Origin of the sequence: Mucilaginibacter lappiensis (assembly GCF_900155965.1) — a bacterium.
GTDB classification, from domain to species: Bacteria; Bacteroidota; Bacteroidia; order Sphingobacteriales; family Sphingobacteriaceae; genus Mucilaginibacter; species Mucilaginibacter lappiensis.
The window spans coordinates 186,516-199,051 of sequence record NZ_FTMG01000009.1 but is presented as its reverse complement, the minus strand read 5'-3'; the positions used below and the strand labels follow the sequence as shown (position 1 = coordinate 199,051).

The 12,536-nt window shown below is 41.2% G+C and carries 8 protein-coding genes; 2 read left to right on the top strand and 6 right to left on the bottom strand.

Annotated elements, in window-relative coordinates; all coding sequences use genetic code 11:
• Window positions 1–52 precede the first annotated feature (52 nt).
• From BW976_RS17755 to BW976_RS17745, 3 genes are all read right to left on the bottom strand, one after another.
• Window positions 53–1,228 (bottom strand): acyl-CoA dehydrogenase, encoded by a 1,176-nt coding sequence (locus tag BW976_RS17755; RefSeq protein WP_076374878.1) that lies wholly within the window; start codon window positions 1,226–1,228, stop codon window positions 53–55.
• 453 nt (window positions 1,229–1,681) lie between these two features.
• Window positions 1,682–2,209 carry an adenine phosphoribosyltransferase gene (locus tag BW976_RS17750; RefSeq protein ID WP_076374876.1) on the bottom strand — a complete coding sequence of 176 codons (528 nt, stop codon included), beginning with the start codon at window positions 2,207–2,209 and terminating at the stop codon, window positions 1,682–1,684.
• Window positions 2,206–3,072, bottom strand: a complete 867-nt coding sequence (locus BW976_RS17745; RefSeq protein ID WP_076374874.1) for a helix-hairpin-helix domain-containing protein — start codon at window positions 3,070–3,072, stop codon at window positions 2,206–2,208. The genes BW976_RS17750 and BW976_RS17745 overlap by 4 nt, the downstream gene beginning before the upstream one ends.
• A 79-nt stretch (window positions 3,073–3,151) precedes the next feature.
• On the opposite strand from BW976_RS17745, the gene BW976_RS17740 reads away from it, so the two are divergent.
• Window positions 3,152–4,906, top strand: coding sequence for a lysophospholipid acyltransferase family protein (locus tag BW976_RS17740; RefSeq protein ID WP_076374872.1), 1,755 nt, complete (start codon window positions 3,152–3,154; stop codon window positions 4,904–4,906).
• 389 nt (window positions 4,907–5,295) lie between these two features.
• Here BW976_RS17740 and BW976_RS17735 read toward each other — a convergent pair whose 3' ends face one another.
• Both BW976_RS17735 and BW976_RS17730 read right to left on the bottom strand, forming a co-directional pair.
• Window positions 5,296–8,580 carry a TonB-dependent receptor gene (locus tag BW976_RS17735; protein WP_076374870.1) on the bottom strand — a complete coding sequence of 1,095 codons (3,285 nt, stop codon included), beginning with the start codon at window positions 8,578–8,580 and terminating at the stop codon, window positions 5,296–5,298.
• A 102-nt stretch (window positions 8,581–8,682) separates the two neighbouring features.
• The gene (locus tag BW976_RS17730) at window positions 8,683–9,225 is read right to left on the bottom strand and encodes an Mpo1 family 2-hydroxy fatty acid dioxygenase (protein ID WP_076374868.1); all 543 of its coding nucleotides are present in this window, start codon (window positions 9,223–9,225) and stop codon (window positions 8,683–8,685) included.
• Between the two features lie 329 nt (window positions 9,226–9,554).
• Here BW976_RS17730 and BW976_RS17725 point away from each other — a divergent pair, with 329 nt between their 5' ends.
• The gene (locus tag BW976_RS17725; RefSeq protein ID WP_076374866.1) at window positions 9,555–10,682 is read left to right on the top strand and encodes an acyltransferase family protein; all 1,128 of its coding nucleotides are present in this window, start codon (window positions 9,555–9,557) and stop codon (window positions 10,680–10,682) included.
• 286 nt (window positions 10,683–10,968) lie between these two features.
• Here the strand turns inward: BW976_RS17725 and rny are convergent, their stop codons facing one another.
• Window positions 10,969–12,534 carry a ribonuclease Y gene (gene rny / locus BW976_RS17720; RefSeq protein WP_076374864.1) on the bottom strand — a complete coding sequence of 522 codons (1,566 nt, stop codon included), beginning with the start codon at window positions 12,532–12,534 and terminating at the stop codon, window positions 10,969–10,971.
• Window positions 12,535–12,536: the final 2 nt, after the last annotated feature.

Sequence of the window (12,536 nt, the reverse complement as noted above, 5' to 3'; positions counted from 1 at the left end):
TACTGACAAACAGGCGCTTAAAATACAAAGCAAATAAGAACAAATTCTATCATTACCCTCTCAATACTTCCCGACTGATTACAATCTTCTGTATCTCAGACGTTCCTTCACCTATAGTACACAACTTGGCATCGCGATAGTATTTCTCTACAGGAAAATCTTTGGTATAACCATACCCGCCAAATATCTGCACAGCTTCATTAGCCGTACGAACAGCTACCTCTGATGCATAATACTTAGCCATGGCCGATTGTTTGGTTACCGGCAGATGCCTGGTTTTCAGATCAGCAGCCTGCATCACCAAAAGCTCGGCGGCTTCAATCTCGGTAGCCATATCAGCCAGCTTAAAGGCTATACCTTGAAAATTACTAATAGACTGCCCGAATTGTTTACGCTCTTTAGAGTAGGCCACTGCGGCATCAAACGCGCCTTTTGCAATACCCAAAGATAAAGCAGCTATAGAAATACGGCCTCCATCTAATATAGTCATAGCTTGCTTAAAGCCCTCGCCCTGCTTACCCAATAAGTTTTCTTTCGGTACGCGGCAATTATCAAAAATGAGCTCGGTAGTTTCTGAGGCACGCATACCCATTTTATTTTCCTTTTTGCCATGGGTAAAACCTGGCGTACCTTTTTCAATAACTAAGGCTGATATACCTTTTGAGTCGCCCTTTTCCCCTGTCCGTACCATCACTACGGCCACATTACCCGATTTGCCGTGCGTTATAAAGTTTTTTGAACCATTTACTATATAATGATCGCCATCCAATACGGCTGTAGTGCCCATACCCATAGCGTCAGATCCGGTGTTCGATTCGGTAAGGCCCCAAGCTCCCAGCCACTCGGCAGTAGCCAGCTTGGGTAACCATTTTTGTTTTTGTTCTTCGTTACCAAAAGCTAGTATATGGCCTGTGCATAAAGAATTATGTGCAGCCAGCGACAAACCTATGGAGCCGCATACTCTGGCTATCTCTGATATTACAGTTACATACTCGGCATACCCAAAGCCTGAGCCGCCGTACTGTTCAGGTACAACAACGCCCATCATACCCAGTTCACCCATTTGTTTAAATAATTCAAGCGGAAAATGTTGTGCCTCATCCCATTCCATCACATATGGCTTGATATTTTTTTCGGCAAAATCCCTGGCCATCTGGCCCACCATGCGTTGGTTATCGTTAATAGAAAAATCAAACCCTACGGGGCTGTCTGTTAATAAAGAATCCATGTTTTATAATTGGTTATTAGCAAAGTAACGGATTAATTATCAAGATAGTTTTACCCGGATTGGGGCCGAAAAAAAGTACGAAGTGGTATCTGGTATAAATTATAGGTTTAGTTTGAATAGGGTTGTTTTTGGAACGAAAAGAAGGGCGGAAATTATTTTTCAGAATTAGACAAATTATTGCGTTTGTTGATATAACCCGAAGGAAAAGGGAATTAATATCGAATAATGAATTCTGAATTTCCAATATCGAAATCAAAGAGTCCCCTCGGGTTCTCTCGCACAAGCTCCTTGGAAGCTTAAAATAGGACAAATCATGGTTTACACTATTTCATTGCAAATTCAATAAAAACAACTGATTATCAATTAATTAAAGCAATGTTAACCATAAAAAGTGTAAACCATGTAAACCCACTTTTGCAACAAAATGGCTCACATGTTTAGGGACTTTATATCTTAATACTCAGCCAGCACTACCAACGTATCGCTAATAGGGGCTATCCGTTGGCGCCCTTCTAAAAAGCCAAGTTCAACCACAAAGCAGAAACCGGCTATTTCGCAACCCATCTCTTTGATCAGTTCACTTGCAGCGGTTACGGTACCGCCGGTCGCCAGCAGATCGTCATGAATCAATACGTGCTGTCCTGGTTCAAAAGCATCTATATGACATTCGATTATGGCAGTACCATACTCCAGTTTATAGGCCTTCTGCTTAATGGTGAAGGGTAACTTACCTGCCTTGCGGATCGGCACAAAAGGAACACCCAGCTTAGTAGCCAGTGTAAGTCCGAATAAGAACCCCCGGCTTTCGATTCCGGCTATCACATCTATCCGTTTACCTTTTAATTGCTCAACAAAGGCGTTAACAATGTTCTCGCACAAAACAGGATCTTTTAGTATAGGAGTTATATCTTTAAAAATAATTCCGGGTTTCGGAAAATCGGGAATATCGCGAATGGCAGACTTTATTTGCTGGGTTATCATTTGAAAGTTAAATATGGCTCAATTTTACGCAAAATTCCATCATCAAGTATGGCAATATTTTTCATATCGGCAATGGATGTATAATCACCATGCTGATTATGATATTCCAAAATAGCGTTGGCTTGTTTGAAACTTAAATAGGGGAAACGTCGGAGATCATTCAAAGAAGCTGCGTTCACATTCATTTTGTTAATGTGTTTGTTATCTACAGTGAGGCCACTTTTTATTTCGGTGTACTTAGCTTCATCAATACCAAACACTTCTTTTAGTTGTTCTTTATTGTAAAAACCCCCAACACGTTCCCGGTATCTGATAATGCGCATAGCAAACGCAGGCCCTATCCCCCTGATACGGGTTAACTTTACAGAATCGGCACTATTCACCTCAATCACTTCACCTGGCGCAGCTTTTTCAGTGCGATGATAGGTATCCGGGATATTGATATAGGGCTCCAGGCGCTGATAGTCGGCATCGGTAATGGAGTATATTTTTTTTACATCGGTCCTGGTATAAAACCGGCCGCCTTTTTCCTCATAGTTTTTGATCACTTTAATCTGACGTTCACTTAAACCCAATTTCTGCCACCCTGCATCAGATAATTCATTCGGGTTGAAGGTAAACATTACCGCATTTGCCGTTTTTGACTCATTGGCCCAGGTGTTACTCGTGGCAGTTGCTTTTTTGCCCTTACTTAGCAGGGCAACGGCTTTGTCAAACTCATTAAAATTTATTATATTATCTTTGCGGATTGTTTGATAAACATAAGGCGCTGCTAAAATCAAAGCCATCAAAATAATAACCACCACCATTCCGTTCCACTCTTTTTTGGTTACAGACAGGTAGTTTTTAAAATATGACTTCATTTATAGCGTTTATCGATTGTTAAAATAAATAAATTTTCAGGATATTTATAAGTTAATTAAAACACCTCTTTTATAAAAAATGAAAGTAATAACCACCGAAGAGTTTGCCAAAGCCACCAAACTGGATAAGTTGAAAATGCCGGGCCTGGCCGCTTTATTGATGGAGCTCATGAAAATTAATCAGGTCAATGAACTTTTTGCGCAGGCCCAGCCCAAAGAAGGCCCTGAGTTTGTTGACGCCATTTTAGAGGGCTGCGGTATTGATATTGAATTTGACGAACGCGAGTTACGAAACATCCCTAAAACCGGAGCATTTGTTGCCATAGCCAATCACCCTTATGGTGGTATTGAGGGTATGGTACTTTTAAAAATATTATGCATGGTAAGGCCTGATGCTAAACTGATGGCCAACTTCCTGCTCAAAAAAATCCCCAACTTAAGTGATTATTTTATAGCCGTTAATCCGTTTGAAAATGTGGAGCATTCATCCAGCATAAGCGGTTTAAAAAACACACTGGAGCTTTTAAATAACGGTACCCCTATCGGTATTTTCCCTGCTGGCGAAGTATCTACCTTTAAAGTTGAGCAAAAGCAGGTAACTGATCGCCTCTGGCATCCGGTTGTAGGTAAAATAATAGCTAAAGCGAAAGTGCCGGTAGTACCCATTTATTTTCATGGCAATAATGGCCTGCTATTTAATTTACTTAGTCTCATACATCCTGCGCTACGTACGGCCAAATTACCATCGGAGTTGTTTAACAAGCATGGCCACACTATTAAACTGCGCATTGGCAAACCTATTAATGTAGAGGACATACCTGATCATAACAACAGTGCTAAACTGCTTAACTTTTTACGTGCCCGTACCTATGCCCTGGGCACTGGACTCGAAGAGGAAAAAAAGTTATTCAGCCCGCGTAACCTATTTAAAATAAAACGACTACCAGAAGCTGTGGCCCCCGAAATAGATTCGGCTGTATTGGATAAAGAAATAGAACCTCTGCGCGAAAACTATAGGATATGGACCGAAAAGAACTATGAGGTATTTATTGTACCTACTTCAACCATCCCGAATGTTATACGGGAGATAGGTCGCCTCCGCGAAATTACTTTCAGAGAGGTTGGCGAAGGTACCAACAAAGCCATTGACCTTGATGAATATGATATTTATTATAACCACTTGTTTATATGGGATGTTGAAGCTAAAATGATCGTAGGCGCCTACCGGATAGGTTTAGGCGATGAAATATTTTACAGTGTGGGTAAAAACGGTTTTTATATTACCGAACTGTTCAAGCTTAAAACTCAGTTTACACCGGTATTGCGCAAGAGCCTCGAATTAGGCCGTTCATGGATCCGTAAGGAGTATCAGACTAAACCCCTTCCCTTGTTTTTATTATGGAAAGGCATCCTAAAATTCCTAATCGATAATCCAAGATACCGCTACCTTATCGGACCAGTAAGTATCAGTAACTCATTCTCCAAATTTTCTAAATCGCTTATTGTTGACTACATTAACCGCAACCACTTTGACCATGAAATGGCGCAATATGTAAAACCGCGCAAGAAATTCAAGGTTGATTTTGCCAAGATAGACACCGACCTGCTCATGGCCGGCGAGGATACCTTCAAGGGGCTCGATAACCTCATATCAGAGGTGGAAACCCGCAATATGAAAGTTCCGGTATTACTCCGTCAGTACATTGCGCTAAATGCCAAGATCATCAGTTTTAATATCGACCCTAAATTTGCCGATTGTCTGGATGGTTTCCTGGTGCTCGACCTGGAGAAAGTACCCCAGGATATTTTGGAAAAACTGGGCAAAAATCTGTAGTTAACAATGGCTCAAAAAACTTTTTAAACCTCAAATTTTAACACTTTTTAGTCAAAAACAGAGCAAAAGAGCTCGATAATTACCCACTTTAACTAAATTTTAACGCCATTTTAACACTTTTTAACAAATTTTTGATGGGTTTTGAAAGGTTTAAAAAGTTTTAAATATCTAAATATAAAATAACTACATAAAAAAACGATCGATTTTCGCCTCTTTTATCCTTTAACTAAACAGCCCGGCTCTCCTTTATTAGAGAGCCGGGCTGTTTGTTGATATAAAGATACGAAATTTTTGCCTGAATCAAGTTAAAACAGGGCTATAAAACAAAACACCCTGCCGTTTTACCGGCAGGGTGTTTATTTATTGTTTTAGTTGAGTTTTGTTTGGTGTTACCAGCTGTAACGTATACCAAACTGCATTTGCCAGCGCGATGCGAACAAATCAACAGAGTATGGTACTCCTGGATCCGTAAATGTATATTTTGGATAGGTTGTTGGCGCATTAGCAAATGATGGTGTACCGCCTTTAGCTGGCGTTAAACCAACGCTTGCCGAAGAGTTAAATGTGTTTGCCGAGTAATAATACTGACCCCATTTTTTATTCAACAAATTGGTTAGGTTGATGATATCATAAGTAAAAGTGATCATCTGTTTGTGTTTACCATTACCAAATTTAAAGTCCTGAGTAAAACGGAAATCAAGCTGATTATTCCATGGTGTAAATGCTGCATTACGCTCAGTAAAGTTACCACGACGAGATGACAGATATGAATTTTTATCAATAAAGGCATCAAAGGCTGCAGCTTGTTGAGCTGCTGTTTGACCACCTACTATATCAGAGAAGAAATTCACGGTTTCGCCACGCTTCGGAATATAAGCTAAGCTCAACTGCTGACCTGTTCCGTCGATAGCATTAGGATAAGTATCAAAGGTATATGGGTTACCGCTTTGTGCACTAAAGAAGAAAGTAAAGTTTGCAGGGTAGTTATGATTTGAATCCCAATCATGTTTGAAGTTGACGTTCGATACGATACGGCTACGGATATCAAAGTTTGAATTAGCTAAACCTGGGCTGTTAGGATTTAAAGCCTGGTTTAACTGCCAGTTTGATTCCATAGAGTTACGAATACCGTTGGTCACATCTTTTGAATGTCCATAAGTGTAGGCAACTGAAGCGTTTAAAGCATTTTTTGGATCAAATTGAGTAAATTTAGCTACCTGTGCAGTTGCGCTATAACGGTAGCCCTGGCTCGTGTTTGATAATAAATAAGCATTTGTATAAGCAGAGTTTATCTTGCTGTTAACAAATATTGGCTGCTGATGCTGGGTATCATATGGATAATAGGTAACCTGATCAGTAGTATTTACCTGTTGAAATTTCAAATCATGAATAACTTTGGTATAGATACCTTCGGCAGTAAATTTCCACTGGTCATCAGTAGTGTAATCAACCGCTAAGCTGCTTCTCCATACCTGTGGCATTTTGAAGTTATTATCAATCATATCCACCTGGGTAGCACCATTAGGAGTAGTATTAAAATTTTGTTGATTAACATAATTTAAACCGCCATTTGGAGCAACTTGTACAGGATTAGTACCCGCTACCTGACCTGATTTACCACTACTTGGTGCTTTAACATCATAAGCACCATAAGTTACACCATTGTTGTAAAATGCGTAACCGAACCATGCAAACGGAACACGACCGGTAAAGAAACCGCTACCGCCGCGTAAAATAACGCTTTGGTCGCCGAGTACATCATAGTTAAATGCTACGCGCGGATTCCACTCGATGTTACCCAGATAGTTTTGTTTGATGTCTTTTGGTTTGGTATAAGTATAGGTAGTACCATAGTTAGGATCAACCGGAGCATTCGTAGTTTTGCTGCTCAATGGTTGTTTGTTTGGCACATCTGCATAATCGGCACGTAAGGCTAAAGTCAGTTTAAAATTATCAGTTAACTGAATTTCGTCCTGACCATATAAACTCAACAGGTTAACATTAAACTTGGCTGATGGATTAGCTAAGATGTAATCACGTGTATTATTAGTATAGTTAAAGTTAGCACGTACACGAGCCGGGTTATTGTTCAGGAAGTCTTCGATGCTATTATAAGCAATACGACCATTCCATGCGTTTACGAAGTTATAAGTGATATTGTAAAACTCATTGTGTGTACCGAAGGTAAAAGTATGCTTACCTGTTGTCCAGGTTAAGTTATCGGTAAACTCAGCAGTTTTCTGGTGCATATCAAATATAGCGGCCTCACGGTCGGTACCCATGAAGATGGTTGTACCAGGAGTACGGCCAGTGATCTCAATTTGCGGCAGTGACGGGTTAGAGTTAGGGTCACGGTAATCATGCACGCTTGAGTAACCTAATACCAAACTATTGCTCACGTTGTTAGAGAGCCTTGATTTTAACTCCGCCACAGTTGAGGTTGAGTTGTTATGTGAGGTATAATCGATACCGCTGAAACGGAAGTTTTGCTGATCACGTTCTAAGTTGGTGGCTTTCGAAATAATGGTATTGTTACGAATAGTTAACTGGTTATGATCATCAATATTCCAGTCCAAACGGTTAAAGAACTTGTTGGAGTTGGAGAAAATGTTTGTATTACCATAAGTACCAGGATCCTGACCTGAGTATTTGGTAAATGCAGCTGCTAAGTTCTGTGCATCCTGTAAGCTTAAGATCTTTGATGAACCTGCGGTACCTGCCGCAGCGATCACAGGATCTTGTCTGCGGGCAATTTCTTCGTTGGTAAAGAAGAATAATTTGTTTTTGATGATCGGGAAACCTATACGAATACCTGTTTGGTAATCATGAAAATCAGAAAGTTTTGAACCATCACCACCAGAGGCAACGGGAGCATTGTTTGGCCCTACCATGAATGAGCCACGGCCAAATCCGTATACCGAACCGGTAAAATCATTGGTACCGCTGCGGGTTACAGCGTTGATACTACCACCCAGCACGTTACCAATTTTAATGTCATAAGGAGCAACCAATACCTGGATATCCTGTATCGCATCTAATGATACCGGGCTGGTACGAGTGCTGCTACCTACTTGTCCCGATGCGTTGTTCTGACCACCTAATGATGGGCTAAAACCAATCGCGTCGTTATTAATAGCACCGTCCAGCGTTACGTTATTGTAACGGTAGTTGGTACCTTGAAAAGAGTTGTTATTACTTTGAGGTGTGTTCCTGGTTAAATCCTGCAAGCTGCGGTTAATAGAAGGTGCTGTACGGATTTGATTTTGGTTGATGCGGGTGCTTGCACCTGTTCTGGTACCACCTGCAGTAGCCTTAACTTTTACTTCCTTTAAGGTTGTAGTTTCGTCTGCCAGGGCAAAATTAAATGTAGTGGTTCCGAGACTTAAAGTAATATTTGGTCTTTCGTCTTTTTTAAACCCAACAAAAGAAGCCGAAATAGTATAAGGGCCACCTGGGTTAATGTTGGCGATAGTGAAACGACCATCAGAGTTAGTCTGGGCGCCGTAACGTGTTCCTGTACTGGTGTTCAGCGCAGTTACAGTTACGCCAGGCAGGGTGATCCCCTTTTGGTCGGTAACTTTTCCACTTATTAAAGAAGTTGTAATTTGCGCTTTAGCAACATTAGCAACCCCAATAATAAGCACTGATAAAAGGATAAAGTAAAGCTTTTTCATGTGTGTTTATTTAAAACACAAAGGTTCGGCTACAATATTAACAGTATGTTAACAAGAGATTATTTTTAACCCCAATTGTTAACATTAAGTGAAAGTGGGTAATTAATACTTAACTGATAACTTTTTAAGTACGAGGTGAAGCAGGTAGATAGGGCCAATGAGCAGAAATTTAATATCATCTAAAAATGATGGCTTTTTACCTTCAATTTTATGCCCGATAATTTGTCCTACCCAGGATATAAAGAAGATAATGAGTGAAACCAACCATAGCGCCGGACCACCTGCCTGGTGCCAGTGTTCCAGCTGTATAATAGCATAACTAAAGCCAAATAATATCAGCAACATAATGTATGATAGCACCGGCGACAATTTCAAATAATAGTAAATACTGAAGGCAATTAAAAAGGACGCCCAGTTAAAAACACCATTATAACTACCCAGAAACTTTAAGTATGGAAACGGGATAGACCAAATCAAACCCAGCAAGCTGAATACTATAAGAGGAATACAGATAAAATGTATGGCTTCATTGGTTCCGTTCCGGTGGCTTTCGGCGTATTTAGCAAAATAAACATCCACCAATCGGATGTTGTTAGCACCGCCGGTACCATTTTGTGGTGTATTTGATATATTAGTGGAGGCCATAATTTAATCTAATATATGGAGAAAAGAATCAAGCGTCAAGTCCCCCTTTAAACGGGTGCAGCTCCCCTCAACACAAAACAAATATAACAACGTGAAAATGGCCCAGATCAAAAAGCAGGGCATCAGTTGTACCCCGGAATAAAGTTTTAAATCGAAGGCTATTGTTTTAGATAGATAATTTGAAAGCTTCGGTTGCAAGGATTTGAGGTTTTTCTATTGCATTTCCAATAAAATTAAAGCATCTTGTCGCTTCAATCAACGTTTGCCAATGCAAACAAAATTGTAAACCAAATAAAACCATTACCATATCCAGTTATTTTTTTTAGTTTATGAATAAAACGCCCGAGTACCTCGAATCCAAAAGCCATTATGAGATCCTGGATGGGCTGCGTGGCGTAGCTTCTCTTATAGTAGTAGCCTTTCATGTTTTAGAAGCCTATTCCGGCGACCGTTTTCACCAGGTCATCAATCATGGCTATTTAGCTGTTGACTTCTTTTTCCTGTTATCGGGCTTTGTTGTGGCTTATGCCTATGACGACCGTTGGGAAAAGATGACCCAATGGGATTTTTATAAACGCAGGCTCATTCGTTTGCAGCCAATGGTTATTATAGGTACGCTTATCGGGGCTGCGCTATTTTACTTCCAGGCCTCTCCCGTGTTTCCACTAATCAGTACAACACCCGTTTGGCAAATGCTGCTGGTTATGCTAGTCGGTTTTACGGTGCTTCCCATACCTGTATCCATGGATATCCGTGGCTGGCAGGAAATGCACCCGCTTGACGGCCCTGCCTGGTCATTGTTTTTTGAATATGTTGCCAACATTCTCTATGCTCTTTTCATTCGTAAGTTTTCTAAAAAATTGCTTACTGTGTTTGTAGTGCTATCCGCCCTGCTCCTTATCCATTTCTTAATAATGGGTTCGCAAGGCGATGTTATCGGGGGCTGGAGCCTTAACGCGCCCCAGCTTCATATAGGCTTTGCCCGTTTGCTATATCCGTTCTTTGCAGGCGTATTGCTTTGTCGCATGGGCAAGCTGATCCATATTAAAAACGCTTTTGCGGTGAGTAGCTTGCTGATTATCATTATTCTGTTTATTCCGAGGATAGGCGGCAGCGAACATCTTTGGATGAACGGCTTGTATGAATCATTCAGTATCATTATTCTTTTCCCGCTAATTGTTTCAATTGGTGCGGGAGGGAACATAACCGGAAAATTTGCGATGAAAGTATGCAAGTTTTTTGGGGATATTTCATACCCCCTTTATATTACCCATTATCCGCTAATCTATCTGTATACCGGGTGGGTAGTAAAAAATAAGGTACCTGCGAATCAAGGTCTCTGGGTTGGACTGTTATTGTTTATGGTTAGCATTGCTATCGCTTATGCATCCCTTAAACTTTATGACGAACCTGTTCGCGAATGGCTAAAAAAACGTTTTCTGTTGAAACGGAAATGATCCCGGTTAAGGAATCTTTCTGAAAAATATCATTTCGAACGAACAAGAGTGTGCTCATGCGCAGAGAGAGGAGAAATCTTCTCCGCTATGTGTGTTTGGCGTGCAAAGTTCGTATCGGAAGTCGCAAAAGATTTCTCCTCGTACCTCGTTCGAAATGACATCCTTTTTCATTTAATTTAACTATAATAAGGACTTTTTAATGTAAAAAGATGTGTTCACAGTAGCACGGGGAGGGAAAGATTAAAAAAAGCCCTCCCTGAGAAGGGAGAGGGCTTAAGTGGTTTTCTTACTTAGCAAACGCTACCGAGCGGGTTTCCCTGATCACGGTAACTTTGATCTGACCTGGGTAGGTCATTTCAGTTTGAATACGGTTAGAGATATCCGCTGCCAGTACTTCAGACTGTGCATCGGTTATTTTTTCGCTCTCCACTACTACACGCAGCTCGCGGCCAGCCTGTATAGCGAAGGTTTTTTCGACACCTGGGTATGAAAGCGCTAATTCCTCCAGCTCTTTCAAACGTTTAATGTAGCTTTCAACCACCTCACGGCGTGCTCCCGGACGTGCACCGGATATGGCATCACAAGCCTGGATGATGGGTGATAACATCGAGGTCATCTCAATTTCATCGTGGTGGGCACCTATAGCGTTACAAACTTCAGGGTGCTCTTTATATTTTTCGGCCAGTTGCATACCCAAAATAGCGTGTGGCAGCTCTGGGTTATCATCAGGTACTTTACCAATATCATGTAATAGGCCGGCACGTTTAGCCATTTTCACATTCAGACCCAACTCAGCTGCCATAGTAGCGCAGAAGTTGGCTACCTCCCGTGAGTGCTGTAACAGGTTTTGCCCGTATGATGAACGGTAACGCATACGGCCAACCATACGGATCAGCTCCGGATGTAAACCATGAATACCGAGGTCAATCACGGTACGCTCACCTATTTCTACTATTTCTTCTTCAATTTGTTTTTTGGTTTTAGCAACCACCTCTTCAATACGGGCCGGGTGTATACGGCCGTCGGTTACCAGGCGGTGCATAGCCAAGCGGGCAATCTCACGCCTTACCGGGTCAAAGCCCGATAGGATGATAGCCTCAGGGGTATCATCAACAATGATCTCAATACCGGTTGCTGCTTCCAGTGCACGAATATTCCTACCCTCACGACCGATGATACGGCCTTTGATCTCGTCATTTTCGATGTTAAATATCGAAACTGTGTTTTCAATAGCGCTTTCAGTAGCAGTACGCTGTATGGTTTGAATAACTATCTTTTTAGCTTCTTTGGTTGCGGTGAGTTTAGCTTCGTCAACAATATCCTTAATCTGGATCATGGCTTTGGTACGGGCCTCTTCGCGCAGCGTATCCACCAGTTGATTACGGGCATCATCGGCAGATAAGCCGGCAATGGTTTCCAGTTGCTGTACGTGCGAGTTTTTCAGTACTTCCACCTCTTCCTGTTTTTTAACAACAATTTCTGTTTGTTTCTCCAGGTTTTTACGGGAATTGTCCAGCTCGCTTTCCTTGCGGTTCATGTTTTCCAGACGCTGATTTAACGATTGTTCTTTTTGTTTAACACCGTTGTCGCGCTGGTTTATCGCATTGTTCTTGTTATTTACTTCCTGCTCATGCTCAGCCTTCATTTGTAAAAACTTCTCTTTGGCTTCCAGCAGTTTATTTTTCTTCAGGATCTCGGCATTGTTTTCAGCATCCTTCAGGATCTTTTTTACTTTATTCTGCGCCGATGTTTCCTGGTCTTTAAAAAGCTTCCGTAACAGGAAGCGGCCGATGACGATGCCAACAATGGCACCAACAAGAAGCCCGATAATAATGTATAATAATATGTCCATCT

What these genes read in the sequence shown, in the direction of transcription:
- BW976_RS17725 (WP_076374866.1), top strand. Translation starts at nt 9,555, where the DNA reads ATGAATAAAACGCCCGAGTACCTCGAATCCAAAAGCCATTATGAGATC.
- BW976_RS17750 (WP_076374876.1), bottom strand. Translation starts at nt 2,209, where the DNA reads ATGATAACCCAGCAAATAAAGTCTGCCATTCGCGATATTCCCGATTTT.
- BW976_RS17735 (WP_076374870.1), bottom strand. Translation starts at nt 8,580, where the DNA reads ATGAAAAAGCTTTACTTTATCCTTTTATCAGTGCTTATTATTGGGGTT.
- rny (WP_076374864.1), bottom strand. Translation starts at nt 12,534, where the DNA reads ATGGACATATTATTATACATTATTATCGGGCTTCTTGTTGGTGCCATT.
- BW976_RS17740 (WP_076374872.1), top strand. Translation starts at nt 3,152, where the DNA reads ATGAAAGTAATAACCACCGAAGAGTTTGCCAAAGCCACCAAACTGGAT.
- BW976_RS17745 (WP_076374874.1), bottom strand. Translation starts at nt 3,072, where the DNA reads ATGAAGTCATATTTTAAAAACTACCTGTCTGTAACCAAAAAAGAGTGG.
- BW976_RS17730 (WP_076374868.1), bottom strand. Translation starts at nt 9,225, where the DNA reads ATGGCCTCCACTAATATATCAAATACACCACAAAATGGTACCGGCGGT.
- BW976_RS17755 (WP_076374878.1), bottom strand. Translation starts at nt 1,228, where the DNA reads ATGGATTCTTTATTAACAGACAGCCCCGTAGGGTTTGATTTTTCTATT.